General features: G+C 71.5%; 12 protein-coding genes. 4 read left to right on the forward strand and 8 right to left on the reverse strand.

Going from position 1 to position 15,150, the window contains the following annotated elements; all coding sequences use genetic code 11:
• Positions 1 to 2: 2 nt before the first annotated feature.
• Complete coding sequence (locus ACWD1U_RS33310) at positions 3 to 1,187, reverse strand: MarP family serine protease (protein WP_451113094.1); 1,185 nt, start codon at positions 1,185 to 1,187, stop codon at positions 3 to 5.
• A 327-nt stretch (positions 1,188 to 1,514) separates the two neighbouring features.
• Here ACWD1U_RS33310 and ACWD1U_RS33315 point away from each other — a divergent pair, with 327 nt between their 5' ends.
• Entirely contained in the window at positions 1,515 to 2,366 is an 852-nt protein-coding gene (locus ACWD1U_RS33315) for a peptidoglycan recognition protein family protein (protein WP_451113123.1), read from the forward strand.
• Complete coding sequence (locus ACWD1U_RS33320) at positions 2,363 to 2,599, forward strand: hypothetical protein (protein WP_451113095.1); 237 nt, start codon at positions 2,363 to 2,365, stop codon at positions 2,597 to 2,599. Before ACWD1U_RS33315 ends, ACWD1U_RS33320 begins: the two co-directional genes overlap by 4 nt.
• Here ACWD1U_RS33320 and ACWD1U_RS33325 read toward each other — a convergent pair whose 3' ends face one another.
• Together ACWD1U_RS33325 and ACWD1U_RS33330 are read right to left on the reverse strand one after the other, a co-directional pair.
• Positions 2,600 to 3,118 (reverse strand): DUF4240 domain-containing protein, encoded by a 519-nt coding sequence (locus ACWD1U_RS33325; protein WP_451113124.1) that lies wholly within the window; start codon positions 3,116 to 3,118, stop codon positions 2,600 to 2,602.
• Positions 3,119 to 3,174: 56 nt separating this feature from the next.
• Positions 3,175 to 4,176 carry a helix-turn-helix transcriptional regulator gene (locus ACWD1U_RS33330; protein WP_451113096.1) on the reverse strand — a complete coding sequence of 334 codons (1,002 nt, stop codon included), beginning with the start codon at positions 4,174 to 4,176 and terminating at the stop codon, positions 3,175 to 3,177.
• A 139-nt stretch (positions 4,177 to 4,315) separates the two neighbouring features.
• Here ACWD1U_RS33330 and ACWD1U_RS33335 point away from each other — a divergent pair, with 139 nt between their 5' ends.
• Both ACWD1U_RS33335 and ACWD1U_RS33340 read left to right on the forward strand, forming a co-directional pair.
• Positions 4,316 to 5,884, forward strand: coding sequence for a sodium-dependent transporter (locus ACWD1U_RS33335; RefSeq protein WP_451113097.1), 1,569 nt, complete (start codon positions 4,316 to 4,318; stop codon positions 5,882 to 5,884).
• A complete protein-coding gene (locus tag ACWD1U_RS33340) occupies positions 5,884 to 6,024 on the forward strand; it encodes a methionine/alanine import family NSS transporter small subunit (protein ID WP_451113098.1) in 141 nt (46 codons plus the stop codon). Before ACWD1U_RS33335 ends, ACWD1U_RS33340 begins: the two co-directional genes overlap by 1 nt.
• A gap of 70 nt (positions 6,025 to 6,094) precedes the next feature.
• Here the strand turns inward: ACWD1U_RS33340 and aceE are convergent, their stop codons facing one another.
• From aceE to ACWD1U_RS33365, 5 genes are all read right to left on the reverse strand, one after another.
• Positions 6,095 to 8,797, reverse strand: coding sequence for a pyruvate dehydrogenase (acetyl-transferring), homodimeric type (gene aceE / locus ACWD1U_RS33345; protein WP_451113099.1), 2,703 nt, complete (start codon positions 8,795 to 8,797; stop codon positions 6,095 to 6,097).
• A 267-nt stretch (positions 8,798 to 9,064) separates the two neighbouring features.
• Positions 9,065 to 9,688, reverse strand: coding sequence for a GntR family transcriptional regulator (locus tag ACWD1U_RS33350; protein WP_451113100.1), 624 nt, complete (start codon positions 9,686 to 9,688; stop codon positions 9,065 to 9,067).
• A gap of 259 nt (positions 9,689 to 9,947) precedes the next feature.
• A complete protein-coding gene (gene sucB, locus ACWD1U_RS33355; RefSeq protein WP_451113101.1) occupies positions 9,948 to 11,756 on the reverse strand; it encodes a 2-oxoglutarate dehydrogenase, E2 component, dihydrolipoamide succinyltransferase in 1,809 nt (602 codons plus the stop codon).
• A gap of 63 nt (positions 11,757 to 11,819) precedes the next feature.
• Complete coding sequence (lpdA, locus tag ACWD1U_RS33360; protein ID WP_451113102.1) at positions 11,820 to 13,208, reverse strand: dihydrolipoyl dehydrogenase; 1,389 nt, start codon at positions 13,206 to 13,208, stop codon at positions 11,820 to 11,822.
• Between the two features lie 379 nt (positions 13,209 to 13,587).
• Positions 13,588 to 15,114, reverse strand: a complete 1,527-nt coding sequence (locus tag ACWD1U_RS33365; protein WP_451113103.1) for a leucyl aminopeptidase — start codon at positions 15,112 to 15,114, stop codon at positions 13,588 to 13,590.
• Between the last annotated feature and the right edge of the window lie 36 nt (positions 15,115 to 15,150).

The raw sequence follows: 15,150 nt of genomic DNA on the forward strand, positions 1-15,150 counted from the left end.
TGCTACGACTCGGCCAGCTCGCCCGTGTCCACCGGCGCCGTCGCGTTCGCCGCGCGCTCCGCGTCGGAGGCGACCTCGTCGGCCGTCAGCACGTAGCCCGTCTCGGCGTCCGAGGTGGAGCGGGCGAAGACCACGCCGAACACCCGGCCGTCGGTGGTGAGCAGGGGGCCGCCGGAGTTGCCGGGGCGGACCGTGGAGCGGATCGAGTAGATCTCGCGGGTGACCGTCCCGTCGTTGTAGATGTTCTGGCCCGTCGCCCGCACCCGGTTCGCGACCGTCGCCGCCTGGAGGTTCAGGTCGCCGTCCTGCGGGTAGCCCGCGACCACCGCCGAGTCGCCGCGCTCGGCGTGGTCGTCGAACCGCAGCACGGGCGCCTCGAGACCCGGCACGTACAGCACGGCCACGTCCTTCTTCGGGTCGAACAGCACCACCCGCGCCTCGTACGTCCGCCCGACCCCGCCGATCTGCACCGTCGGCTGGTCGATGCCGGCCACCACATGGGCGTTGGTCATGACGTGCTCCGGCGCGTACACGAACCCGCTGCCCTCGCGGCCCTGGGTGCCCGAGACGCCCTCGATCTTCACCGTGCTCAGCTTGGCGGCGCTGGTGGCGGCCGGTGTGACGCTGTCGCCGGTGGGCCGCGCGACCTCGGCCGTCGACTCGTTCTCGAAGGGGTTGAAGACCTGCGGGAAGCCCGCCTGGGTCAGCGCGGAGGTGGCCCGCGAGAACCAGGCCGGCGTGGTGTCCGGCATGGTCCGCTGCACGGCGCCGAGCAGCCGCGAGTCCCGGATCGCCGAGGTGACCAGAGGCGACGAGGACGCCCCCAGCACGCTCGCGGCCACCCAGGCCACGATCAGCACGGCCACCGAGTTGGCCACGGCCCCGCCGATCCCGTCCGCCGCTCTGAGCGGCCCGTGGTCCAGCTCCCGCCGCAGACGCAGCGCGAGGCGGCCCGCCAGCTCGTGCCCCACCACCGCCGGCAGCAGCACGGTGAACACCGCCGTCACCGTGGCCTGCGTCGTCCCCGCCTCGACCAGGCCCATCACCCACGGCAGGATCCACACGCCGACGACCGCACCGCCCACGAAGCCCGCCAGCGACACGCATCCGGCCACCAGCCCACGCCGGTACCCGGACGCCGCGTAGGCCAGGACGACCAGCAACAGCAGGATGTCGAGCAGGTCCACGCAACGCTGCCTTTCTCTCGGAACCCCTCAGGGGTCCTTGCACTGTGCCCGCCCGGGTCGCGCGGCCTGATCGGACGCTCATCGTGCAAGGACCCCTTAGTACGCGGGGGAAGGGCCCGGTGATCAGTCGTACGCGCACGGGATGATCGAACCGGCCACCCGCGTGCATTCGGAGAAACGCCGCGGACCGTGATGATGGTTCCACCAGGTGGCACATCACACATCGCGGACGGACCGGATCGGTCCGACAGTGGGATCATGCGTGCCTTCCGAAGACGGCGGGGTACGCGCAGGCACCGCGCCGCCGGGACATCCGGCACAGCCGGCATGCCGCGCGCGGCCCGGGTGCTGCTCGGCTGCCTACCGGGCATCGCCGCCGTCGTGGCCCTGGTGCTGTGCGCCCACGGAGTCGAGAACGCCGCCGAGACCGGCGCCCGCGCGGGCGCGCACCGCCCCACCGCCACGCCCTACACCGCCCCGCGCCCGCACATCGTGCCGAGATCGCACTGGCTGGGCGACGCCGCCCGCAAGCAGCCCCGCCCCCGCTACGACGACCGGGTCGCCGCCGTCTTCGTCCACCACACCGACACGCCCAACGGCTACGACTGCGCCGACGCGCCTCGCATCATCCGCGACGTGTACACCGGCCAGACCGGCACCCGCGACTGGGACGACATCGGCTACAACTTCGTCGTCGACCGCTGCGGCACCATCTACGAGGGCCGCGCCGGCGGCGTCGAACGCGCCGTCACCGGTGCCCACACCCAGGGCTTCAACCACCGCACCACGGGCATCGCCGCCCTCGGCACCTTCACCGCGGGCATGCCCGTCCCGCGCCCCCTGATCCGGGCCGTCGCCGCGCTGTCCGCCTGGAAGCTGGGCCTGACCGGCACCGACCCGCGGGCCGGCGTCCGCCTGGTCTCCAGCAACGGCCTGAGCCGGTACGCGGCCGGCACCACGGCCAGGCTGCCCGCCCTGGCCGGCCACAACGACGGCTACACGACCAGCTGCCCGGGCGCCGCCCTGCACGCCCGCCTGCCCGAGATCAGGCAGCTCGCCGCCCGGCTCCAGGGCCGGCCGGCAGACGCACAGGAAGGCCACAGCGGAAGCGCGGTCTCCTCAGATACGGGCGCCCTACGGTCGTCACCACAGGCAGCCGACCGGAGGCGGGGACCATGAACGACGGCCGTACGAAGAACCCGGAGAAGCCCAGGAACCCGGGAACGCGGACCGCGGCCACGCGCGGCCCCTGGGCGGTGCTCTGCGCGGTCGCGACCGTCGTCCTGGGACCGGCCGCGGCCACCGCCTCCGCTCTCGGCCAGGCCAACGCGGCCCCCCTGCACCACGCGGTGAAGGCGGAGCGGACGCAGGCGCACATCCCGTCGGACACGAGCCGCCGCAAGGTGGCCTGATCAGCCCCTGAAGCGCTCCCAGAGCCGCGGGTAGCGCTCGGCGAGCAGCCCCTCGTCCTCGAAGTCGAGCGGCGTGCCCTCCGGCTCCAGCGGCGCCGGAGTGATCTCCAGATCGGGGGCGACCACGCCGGTGAGCTGCTCGTAGGCCTCGTCCGCCGCGTAGCCGAGCTCCTCGCCGTCGCCGTCGATCTCCTGGTCGAAGTCGCCCAGCAGACCGGCGAGCGCGTCCGGGTCGTGGACGGCGCCCTCGAAGACCTCGCGGCCCTGGCCGATCAGCCAGCAGCGGAAGAAGTCGAAGGCGTCGTCGCTCGCCCCGTCGAGCAGCACCCAGGCGGCGCCCCACAGGTCCCACCGGTAGGCCCGGTTGTAGCGGGACTCGAAGTGCCGGGCGAAATCCAGGACCGAGTCCGGGTCCAGCTGGGCGAGCCGCTCCACGAGCAGGTCGGCCTGCTCCTCGGGGTCGCCCTCGGCGGCCTCCCGGGCCTCGTCCACCAGCTCCCAGAACTCCGTCTCGTCCATCACGGGTCAAGCATCGGCCCTGGGGCACAGGGGCGCACCCGGAGTGCGCGGGATCGTTATGCGCCGCCCTCGGAGCCGTCGTGCCCGAAGCGGTACAGCCCGGCCAGCCGCAGCGCGTCCCGGGCGAACCGCTCGCGCAGGCTCTCGGGCGCCAGCACCTCGACCTCCGGCCCCAGCGCCGTCAGCTGGGTGTGGGCGACCTCCTCGGACTCCACCGGCAGGGCCACCGTCACCCATCCGTCGCCGTCCGGGGCGTCCGCGCCGGTCAGGGCCTCCCGGGCGGACAGCGAGTCGAGGGCGTACGGCAGTGCGCGCACACCGTCGGGGGACAGCCGCACCACGACCCGCGCCCGCAGGATGGACCGCGCGAACTGCTCCGCCCGCTCCTCCCAGAACGCGGGCAGGTCGAACTCCGGCTCCCGCTCGAAGCGCTCCGCGCCCGGCTCCACCGCCTCGAACCGGTCGATCCGGTACACCCGGAAGGACCCGCCCCCGGCCACCCGTGCGCACAGGTACCAGACGCCCGCCTTCAGCACGAGCCCGTACGGCTCCAGCTCCCGGACGACCTCGTCCTCCCCGCGCCGGTAACGCGCGGTGATCCGCCGGTCGTCCCACACCGCGTCGGCGACCGCCGGCAGCAGCGCGGGCGTCTTCGGCTCCTTGAACCAGTTCGGCGCGTCCAGATGGAAGCGCTGCGCCGCCGTCCGCGAGGCGTCCCGCAGGGACGGCAGCAGCGCCGCCGACACTTTCAGCCGGGCGGCCGAGGCGGCGTCCTCCAGACCCATCTCGCGCAGGGCACCCGGCACCCCGGACAGGAACAGTGCCTCGGCCTCGCTGCGGTGCAGCCCGGTCAGCCGCGTGCGGTACCCGCCGACCAGCCGGTACCCGCCGACCCGGCCCCGGTCCGCGTACACCGGCACGCCCGCCTCCGACAGCGCCTGCGCGTCCCGCGTCACCGTCCGCTCCGAGACCTCGAGCTCACGGGCGAGTTCGGCGGCCGTCATGGCGGGCCGGGACTGGAGCAGCAGCACCATCTTGATCAGCCGGGCAGCACGCATGACCGCCATTGTGCCGGGCGCGCCACCTGCCTGGCTGTACACACCCTGTGATCATGCCGTCACCGCTGTTAGCGTCGGTCGGAGTTCAGCATGCAGAGGTTCGGTGAATCCAACAGGACGTCCCTCGACGAGGACACACATGGCGAAACAGCCTCGCGAACAATGGGCCACACGCACGGGATTCCTGCTGGCGGCGATCGGCTCCGCCATCGGGCTCGGCAACATCTGGCGCTTTCCGGCCGTCGCCTACGAGAACGGCGGCGGCGCCTTCCTCTTCCCCTATCTCATCGCCCTGCTCACCGCCGGTATCCCCCTGCTCATCATGGAATACGCGATCGGGCGCAGATACCGGACCTCGCCCCCCGCGGCGCTGCGGCAGATGGCCCGCCCGGCGGAGGCGATCGGGTGGTGGCAGGTGGCGATCTCCTTCGTGATCGCCACGTACTACGCGGTCATCATCGCCTGGGCGGTCCGCTACGTCGGCTTCTCCGTCGACCAGGCCTGGGGCGACGACCCGGAGGGCTTCCTCTTCGGCAGCTTCCTCAAGGCGTCCGAGGAGCCGGGCTTCGTCTCCGGCTACGTCTCCGGGGTGCTGTGGCCGCTCATCGCCGTCTGGGTGGCGGTGCTGGGCATCCTGGCGTTCGGCATCCGGCGCGGCATCGAGAAGGCCAACAAGATCTTCATCCCGCTGCTGGTGGTCTTCTTCGTCGCCCTGGTGATCCGGGCCCTCACCCTGGACGGTGCGGCGCGGGGGCTGGACGCCTTCTTCCGGCCCGACTGGTCGGAGCTGACCAACGGCAGCGTCTGGGTGGCCGCCTACGGCCAGATCTTCTTCTCGCTGTCGATCGGCTTCGGCATCATGATCACCTACGCGTCCTACCTGCGGCGCCGCGCCGATCTCACCGGCTCCGCCATGGTCGCCGGGTTCGCCAACAGTTCCTTCGAGATCCTCGCCGGCATCGGCGTGTTCGCCACGCTGGGCTTCATGGCGCAGGCCGCGGGAGTGCCCGTCAGCGACGTGGCGACCGCGGGGCTCGGGCTGGCGTTCGTCGCCTTCCCGACGATCATCTCCCAGATGTGGCTGGGCGGTGCCTTCGGCGTGCTGTTCTTCGTGTCCCTGGTGATCGCGGGTCTGTCCTCGCTGATCTCGATCGTCCAGGTGGTGGTCTGCGCCGTGCAGGACCGCACCGGCATGCGCCGCGTGCCCGCCGTGTTCGGCGTGGGCGGCGCCGTGGCGGTGGCCTCCATCCTGCTGTTCCCGACCAATCAGGGCGTCTACCTGCTCGACGCCTCCGACCACTTCATCAACCAGTACGGCATCGCGATGGCCGCGCTGGTCGGTGTGATCGCAGTGGCCTGGTTCATGCGCAAGCTGCCCGAACTGCAACGTGACGCCGACGCCACCTCCGCCATGCGGCTCGGCCACTGGTGGCGGATCTGCCTCGGCGTCGTCACCCCCGTGGTGCTGGGCTGGATGATGATCGACAGCCTGCGCTCGGAGTTCGACGAGAACTACGAGGGCTACCCCACCGACTTCCTGCTGGGAGCGGGCTGGAGCGTGGCGATCGCCGCGCTGGTGGTCGGCGTGCTGCTCTCCCTCATCCCGTGGAAGGCGGCTGAAGGCGGGCTGAGCGACCTGGACATCGAGACCCTCGAGGAGGCCCAGGACCACCGAAAGGGCGAGCGGCACGGAAAGGAGGACCGCTGATGTCCGGCGGCGCCATCATCATGATGATCATCGCGATCCTCATCGTCTGGGGCGGCCTGGGGCTGGCCATCGTCCAGCTCCGCCGCCACCCCGACCCGGGACCGACCGCCGACGAGGCGACGGTCCCGCACCCCGAGTAGTCTCCCGGCGGTACCACGGAAGCGGCCGCCGGCCCCAGGAGCGTGCGGGCCGGCGACCGCTTCGTCGTCCTTACAGACCGTACTTCTCGCGCGCTTCCTTCACGGCCGTCGCCTTCACCTCGCCGCGCCTGGCGAGCTGGGCCAGGGCCGCGACGACGATCGACTCGGCGTCGACACCGAAGTGGCGGCGGGCCGCCTCACGGGTGTCCGAGAGGCCGAAGCCGTCGGCGCCCAGCGAGGACCAGTCCTGCTCGACCCACTGCGCGATCTGGTCCGGGACCTGGCGCATGTAGTCGGAGACCGCCAGCACCGGGCCCTCGGCAGCCTGGAGCGCCTGCCGGAGGAACGGCACCCGCTCCTCGCCGCGCAGCAGCGCCTCGTCCGCCTCCAGGGCGTCCCGGCGCAGCTCGCTCCAGGACGTCGCCGACCACACGTCGGCCGCCACGCCCCACTCCTCGGCGAGCAGCGCTTGCGCCTTGAGCGCCCAGTGGATCGCCGTACCGGAGCCCAGCAGCTGGATGCGCGGGGCGTCGGCCGGGGGCGTGATGCCCGCCGACTCCGCCGTGTTGAAGCGGTACAGGCCCTTGACGATGCCCTCGTCGATGCCGTCGACGGACGGCTTCGCGGGCTGCGGCAGCGGCTCGTTGTAGACGGTCAGGTAGTAGAAGACGTTCTGGTCCTCGCCCGGGGCCGCCTCGCCGTACATCCGGCGCAGGCCCTCCTTGACGATGGCCGCGACCTCGTAGGCGAACGCCGGGTCGTACGTCAGCGCCGCCGGGTTGGTCGCGGCGATGACGGGGGAGTGGCCGTCGGCGTGCTGCAGGCCCTCACCGGTCAGGGTGGTGCGGCCGGCCGTCGCACCGATGAGGAAGCCGCGGCCGAGCTGGTCGCCGAGCTGCCACATCTGGTCGGCCGTGCGCTGCCAGCCGAACATCGAGTAGAAGATGTAGAACGGGATCATCGTCTCGCCGTGCGTCGCGTACGACGTCGAAGCGGCGATGAAGTCGGCCATCGAACCGGCCTCGGTGATCCCCTCGTTGAGGATCTGGCCGTTCTCGGCCTCCTTGTAGTACATCAGCTGGTCGCGGTCGACCGGCTCGTACGTCTGGCCCTTCGGCGAGTAGATGCCGAGGGACGGGAAGAGGCTCTCCATGCCGAAGGTGCGCGCCTCGTCCGGGACGATCGGCACCCAGCGCTTGCCGGTCTCCTTGTCGCGGACCAGGTCCTTCACCAGGCGGACGAACGCCATGGTGGTGGCCACGTTCTGCGAGCCGGAGCCCTTGTCGAAGGACGCGAACGCCTTCTCCGCCGGGGCGGGCAGCGGCGCGACCGGGTGGACCCGGCGGGCCGGGGCCGGACCGCCGAGGGCGGCGCGGCGCTCCTGGAGGTAGCGGACCTCGGGGGAGTCGGCACCCGGGTGGCCGTAGGGGACCACGCCGTCGACGAAGTCGCTGTCCTTGATCGGCAGGCCGAGCAGGTCGCGCATGTTCTTGAACTCGTCCACCGTCAGCTTCTTCATCTGGTGGTTTGCGTTCTTCGACGCGAAGCCCTCGCCGAGGGTGTGGCCCTTGACCGTCTGGGCCAGGATCACGGTCGGCGCGCCCTTGTGCTCGACGGCCGCCTTGTACGCGGCGTACACCTTGCGGGCCTCGTGACCACCGCGCGAGAGGTGGAAGCACTCGAGGATCTTGTCGTCGCTCAGCAGCTTCGCCATCTCCGCCAGCGCCGGGTCGCCGCCGAAGAAGTCCTGGCGGATGTACGCCGCGTCGCGGGTCTGGTACGTCTGGATCTGCGCGTCCGGTACCTGGCGCAGACGGCGTACCAGCGCGCCCGTGGTGTCGAGCTGGAACAGCTCGTCCCAGGCCGTGCCCCACAGCGTTTTGACGACGTTCCAGCCGGCACCGCGGAACTGGGCCTCCAGCTCCTGCACGATCTTGAAGTTGGCGCGGACCGGGCCGTCGAGGCGCTGCAGGTTGCAGTTGATGACGAACGTGAGGTTGTCCAGCTCCTCACGGGCCGCGAGCGCGAGGGCCGCGGTCGACTCGGGCTCGTCCATCTCGCCGTCACCGAGGAACGCCCACACGTGTGAGGCGGAGGTGTCCTTGATCCCGCGGTTGGTGAGGTAGCGGTTGAAGCGCGCCTGGTAGATGGCGGAGAGCGGGCCCAGGCCCATCGAGACCGTCGGGAACTCCCACAGCCAGGGCAGGCGGCGCGGGTGCGGGTAGGAGGGCAGGCCGTTGCCGCCCGACTCGCGGCGGAAGTTGTCGAGCTGCTCCTCGTTCAGGCGGCCGTCGAGGAACGCGCGGGCGTAGATGCCGGGGGAGGCGTGGCCCTGGATGTAGAGCTGGTCGCCGGAGCCGTCGGCCTCCTTGCCCTTGAAGAAGTGGTTGAAGCCGGTCTCGTACAGCCAGGCGGCGGAGGCGAAGGTGGCGATGTGGCCGCCGACGCCGTACTTGCTGCCCCGGGTCACCATCGCGGCCGCGTTCCAGCGGTTCCACGCGGTGATCCGCTGCTCCATCGCCTCGTCGCCGGGCACGGCCGGCTCGGCGGATGTGGGGATGGAGTTGACGTAGTCGGTCTCGAGGAGCTTCGGTAGCGCGATGCCGGCGCCCTCGGCGCGCTCCAGCGTGCGCCGCATCAGATACGCGGCCCGGTGCGGCCCGGCCGCCGTGGCGACCGCGTCCAGGGAGGCCTGCCATTCGGCGGTCTCCTCCGGGTCCCGGTCCGGGAGCTGGTCGAGCTCGCTCGGCTGGATGGCGTTGGGGTCGGTCATGTCGCCGCCTTCCTCAGTCGAAGGGGGTTCCCTCACGTAAGGGGATCGGGGGTGCCCTTGGTCTTTGGCAGGACAGGGCTGGGGCTTGGGTGGCAAGCCCGTCGGCGACTGTAACTCGCTGATCGATGATCGATCAAAGGGTTGACAGGCAAAACCTCTTGATCACGAGAAAGTAGGCACGGGGTGCCTCCGGCGGTGGCACGCGGTGACGGCTTTCCGGAGGATTTTCGCAGGTCGGAGGCGTTTGAGCAGGGGCGTGCTCGGGTGTCACGCCCGGGGCGCGCAGCCCAGGACGTGGGCCTTCACGAGTTCGGCGATGCCGGGGTCGCGGCGCTTGAAGGCGGCGACCAGCTCCTCGTGCTCCTCGGCGTACGACTGCTGCCGGGTGCCCAGCCAGCGGATCGACAGGGCCGTGAACACCTCGATGCCGAGGCCCTCCCAGGTGTGCAGCAGCACGGAGTTGCCGGCGGCGCGGACCAGCTCGCGGTGGAACGCGACGGTGTGGCGGACCTGGCCCGTGCCGTCGGACCTGCGGTCGGCCTCGTACAGGGCGGTGACGTGCGGTTCCAGTGCGGAGCAGTCCTCCGACAGGGACTGGGCCGCCAGCTCCGCGGCGATGGCCTCCAGGCCTGCCCGGACCGGGTAGCTCTCCTCCAGGTCGGCGGCGGTCAGGTTCCGTACGCGGACGCCCTTGTTCGGAGCCGACTCGATCAGGCGCAGCGACTCCAGCTCGCGCAGTGCCTCACGGACCGGGGTCTGGCTGACCTCCAGTTCGGTGGCGATCCGGCGCTCGACGATCCGCTCGCCCGGCTGCCAGCGTCCGCTGATGATCCCCTCCAGGATGTGCTCGCGGATCTGCTCGCGTAGCGAGTGGATGACGGGCGCGGTCATGAAGGCTCCTCAGTCGGGATTGACGCTTAGACAATACGGCGGGTTCGCTCCGCGGGTGGGGTGGGTGACGGCGCTTTGGTGCAGGTGAGACGAGCCTTACATGAGGGAGTGGTGCTGTTCGGCCGCCGTTGGAGTGTGGGTTGTCGTGTGACTGACGGTGGTGTGTGGCTTGTCGCGCAGTTCCCCGCGACCCCAACACAGCGCCCCCGCCCGGAGGTCTCCGAGCGGGGGCACCGTACAGCCGTACCGGCGTTGGAGGTCAGAGGCCGAGTTCGACCTCGAACTCGCCCGCCTCCAGGATGGCCTTGACCGCCGTCAGGTAGCGGGCGGCGTCGGCGCCGTCCACCAGGCGGTGGTCGTAGGACAGGGTCAGGTACGTCATGTCGCGGACGCCGATGACCGTGCCCTCCTCCGTCTCGATGACGGCGGGGCGCTTGACCGTCGCGCCGATGCCGAGGATGGCGACCTGGCCCGGCGGCACGATGATCGTGTCGAAGAGCGCGCCGCGCGACCCGGTGTTGGAGATGGTGAAGGTCGCGCCGGACAGCTCGTCCGGGGTGATCTTGTTGGCGCGGACCTTGCCCGCGAGCTCGGCCGTCGCCTTGGCGATACCGGCGAGGTTGAGGTCACCGGCGTTCTTGATGACCGGGGTCATCAGGCCCTTCTCGGAGTCCACCGCGATACCGATGTTCTCGGTGTCGAAGTAGGTGATGGTCCCCTCGGCCTCGTTGATCCGGGCGTTGATCGGCGCGTGCGCCTTCAGCGCCTGGGCCGCGGCCTTGACGAAGAACGGCATCGGGGAGAGCTTGACGCCCTCACGCGAGGCGAACGCGTCCTTGGCACGGGCGCGCAGCTTCATCAGGCGGGTGACGTCGACCTCGACCACCGAGGACAGTTGGGCCTGCTCGTGCAGGGCCTTGACCATGTTGTCGCCGATGACCTTGCGGATCCGCGGCATCTTGACGGTCTGGCCGCGCAGCGGGGACGCCTCCAGAGCCGGGGCCTTCTTCGCGGCCGACGGAGCGGCGGCGGCGGGGGCCGGGGCGGCGGCGGCGCTCTTCGCGGCCTCGGCGGCGGCGACGACGTCCTGCTTGCGGATACGGCCGCCGACGCCGGTGCCCTGGACGGTGGACAGGTCGACGCCCTGCTCGGCGGCGAGCTTGCGCACCAGCGGGGTGACGTAGGCGCCGTCGTCGGCCGGCTTGGCGGCGGCCGGGGCCTGAGCCGGGGCCGGGGCGGGCGCCGGAGCGGCGGGGGCCGGGTCGGGAGCCGGGGTGGTCTGCTGCTGCGGGGCCGGGGCCGACGGAGCCTGCGGGGCCGGGGCCTCCTGGGCCGGGGCGGGCTGCGCCGGAGCCGGAGCCGGAGCCGCAGCCGGAGCCGGGGTGGGCTCGGGCTGGGCCGGGGCGGCCGGGGCCTCCTGCGCCGGGGCGGCGGCCGGAGCGGCACCCGCCTCGCCGATGACGGCGAGCTTGGCGCCGACCTCGGCGGTCTCGTCCTCGCCGACCACGATCTCCAGCAGCGTGCCCGAAGTGGGCGCCGGGATCTCGGTGTCGACCTTGTCGGTGGAGACCTCGAGCAGCGGCTCGTCGGCCTCGACGCTGTCACCGACCGACTTCAGCCAGCGGGTGACGGTGCCCTCGGTGACGGACTCGCCGAGCGCGGGCAGGACGACGTCCGTGCCCTCGGCGGAGCCGCCGCCGGCGGCGGCGTCGGCGGTGGGAGCGGGCGCCGGGGCGGCCTGCTCGGTGGACGGTGCGGCCGCGGCCGGCTCGGGAGCGGGCTCGGCGACCTGCTCGGCCTGCGGGGCCGGGGCGGCGGCGGGCGCGCCGCTGCCGTCGTCGATCAGGGCCAGCTCGGCGCCGACCTCGACCGTCTCGTCCTCGGCGACCTTGATGGAGGCCAGGACACCGGCTGCGGGCGAGGGGATCTCGGTGTCGACCTTGTCGGTCGACACCTCGAGCAGCGGCTCGTCGGCCTCGACGCGCTCGCCCTCGGCCTTCAGCCAGCGGGTGACAGTGCCCTCGGTGACGCTCTCGCCGAGCGCCGGAAGGGTTACGGAAACCGCCATGGTTTCGGTTGCTCCTTACGGAAAGTACGGAAGTCTGTGTCGTCGCGTTCGTCGACCGAGGGGTCAGTCGTGCGCGTGGAGCGGCTTGCCGGCCAGGGCCAGGTGGGCCTCGCCGAGCGCCTCGTTCTGCGTCGGGTGGGCGTGGATGAGCTGCGCGACCTCGGCGGGCAGCGCCTCCCAGTTGTAGATCAGCTGGGCTTCGCCGACCTGCTCGCCCATGCGGTCGCCGACCATGTGGACGCCGACGACGGCACCGTCCTTGACCTGGACGAGCTTGATCTCGCCCGCGGTGCCCAGGATCTTGCTCCTGCCGTTGCCCGCGAGGTTGTACTTCAGAGCGACGACCTTGTCCGCGCCGTAGACCTCCTTGGCCTTGGCCTCGGTGATACCGACGGAGGCGACCTCCGGGTGGCAGTACGTCACCCGCGGGACACCGTCGTAGTCGATCGGGACGGTCTTCAGACCGGCCAGACGCTCCGCCACCAGGATGCCCTCGGCGAAGCCGACGTGCGCGAGCTGGAGGGTCGGGACGAGGTCACCGACGGCGGAGATGGTCGGCACGTTGGTGCGCATGTACTCGTCGACCAGGACGTAGCCGCGGTCCATGGCGACGCCCTGCTCCTCGTAGCCCAGGCCCTGGGAGACCGGGCCGCGGCCGATGGCGACCAGCAGGACCTCGGCCTCGAACTCCTTGCCGTCGGCGAGGGTGACCTTGACGCCGTCCTGGGTGTACTCGGCCTTCTCGAAGAAGGTGCCCAGGTTGAACTTGATGCCGCGCTTGCGGAACGCGCGCTCCAGGAGCTTGGAGGAGTTCTCGTCCTCGACCGGGACGAGGTGCTTCAGGCCCTCGACGATCGTGACCTCGGTGCCGAAGGACTTCCACGCGGAGGCGAACTCGACGCCGATGACACCGCCGCCCAGGATGATCGCGGACTTCGGCACGCGGTCCAGGACGAGAGCGTGGTCGGAGGAGATGATCCGGTCGCCGTCGATCTCCAGGCCGGGCAGCGACTTCGGCACGGAGCCGGTCGCGAGCAGGACGTGACGGCCCTCGACGCGGCGGCCGTTCACGTCGACGGAGGTGGGGGAGGACAGCCGGCCCTCACCCTCGATGTAGGTCACCTTGCGGGAGGCGACGAGCCCCTGCAGGCCCTTGTACAGGCCGGCGACGACGCCGTCCTTGTACTTGTGGACCCCGGCGATGTCGATGCCCTCGAGAGTGGCCTTCACACCGAACTGCTCGCTCTCGCGGGCCTGGTCGGCGATCTCTCCCGCGTGCAGCAGGGCCTTGGTGGGGATGCAACCCCGGTGCAGGCAGGTGCCGCCGACCTTGTCCTTCTCGATCAGGGCGACGTCCAGGCCCAGCTGCGCCCCGCGCAGGGCCGCGGCGTAACCACCGCTACCACCGCCGAGGATCACTAGGTCGAAAACGGTGCTGGCGTCGTTCGCCACGTCACGTCCTCCATGCATGTGCGCCGTGAGCCGGTCTTCACTGACCGGCAGGCGGCTGGTGTCCGGCCGCTCGTTCTTCGGCCCTTCGGTGGGGCCCTGTCCTGCCGAGCCCCATCTTCGCACTTGTCGACACACAAAGAGACGCCGGGCCGGTGTGTGAGACGTCCCACGTTCACATGTGACGGACGAGAGGGCGGCGAACCGAGGGGGCGGGGGCCGTATTCGATCTGCGGCTCCGTCGCACGGGCCCGGCCAGCCCCCGAGCTCGCCTGCGACGGACAGCGGGGTCACGCCCCGAAAGGGGCGCGGGGAGCTGCGCGAACAACCCCCACGCCCCCGTACTCGCCGTACAGCCGGCGAGATCAGCCAAGGGGCGAACTCAGCCCAGGTCGCCCGAAGCCGTCAGCTCGGCCAGCCGCACCAGCGTCCGCACACCGCTGCCCGTGCCGCCCTTCGGCGTGTACCCGAACGGCCCGCCCTCGTTGAAGGCAGGCCCCGCGATGTCGAGGTGCGCCCAGGTGATGCCCTCGCCCACGAACTCGCGCAGGAACAGCCCGGCCACCAGGCCGCCGCCCATCCGCTCGCCCATGTTCGCGATGTCGGCCGTCGGCGAGTCCATCCCCTTGCGCAGGTGCTCCGGCATCGGCATCGGCCAGGCCGGCTCGCCGACCTCCTCGGCCGCCTCGTGCAGCGCCGTGCGGAACGCGTCGTCGTTGCCCATGATCCCGAACGTCCGGTTCCCCAGCGCCAGCACCATCGCCCCGGTCAGCGTCGCCACGTCCACGATCGCGTCCGGCTTCTCCTGCGACGCCGCCCACAGCGCGTCGGCCAGCACCAGCCGGCCCTCCGCGTCGGTGTTGAGCACCTCGACCGTCTTGCCGCTGTACATCCGCAGCACGTCACCCGGACGGGTCGCGGACCCGGAGGGCATGTTCTCGGCCAGCGCCAGCCAGCCGGTGACGTTGACCTCCAGGCCGAGGCGCGCGGCGGCGACGACCGCGGCGAACACCGCGGCCGCACCGCTCATGTCGCACTTCATCGTCTCGTTGTGACCGGCCGGCTTCAGCGAGATGCCGCCCGAGTCATAGGTGATGCCCTTGCCGACGAACGCGAGGTGCTTCTTGGCCTTGGAGGAGGTGTACGACAGCTTCACCAGGCGCGGTCCCGCCGCCGATCCGGCGCCGACGCCGAGGATGCCCCCGTAGCCGCCCTTCTCCAGGGCCTTCACGTCGAGCACCTGCACCTTGATGCCGTGCTCCTTGGCCGCGGCCTGCGCGATCGCGGCGAACGCCTCGGGGTTCAGGTCGTTCGGCGGGGTGTTGACCAGGTCGCGGGCGCGGTTGAGCTCCTCGGACACGGCGACGGCCCGCTCGATCGCGGCCTTGTACGCCTTGTCGCGGGGCTTGCCGCCGAGCAGGGTGGCCTCGGCGAGAGGGCCCTTGCCGTTCTTCGCCTTGGGGTCCTTGCCGTTGTCCTTGTATGCGTCGAAGGAGTACGCGCCGAGCAGCGCGCCCTCCCCGATCGCGGCGGCGTCCGCGGCGGCGGTCAGCGGCAGGGCGAAGGCGGCCTTCTTTGACCCGGCCAGGGCGCGGGCGGCGACGCCGGCGGCCTTGCGCAGGACCTCGGTGTCGTAGTCGGCGTCCTTCTCGGGCACCGCGCCCAGGCCCACCGCCAGCACGAGCGGTGCCTTGAAGCCGGACGGCGCCGGCAGCTTCGTCACCTCGCCCTCGGCACCGGAGGCGCCGAGAGTCTCCAGGACGCCGGCGAGCCTGCCGTCGTACGCCTTGTCCACGGCCTCGGCGCCCGGTGCGACGACCGGCCCCTTGGCACTCTTGGCGACACCGATCACGATGGCGTCGGCCCGCAGACCGGGCGCCGCGGCGGTGCTGAGAGTGAGAGCAGTCACGGTGGTGAAATCTCGCTTCCGATGTGAAGTTGCGGT

The organism is Streptomyces sp. NPDC002788 (assembly GCF_053592115.1).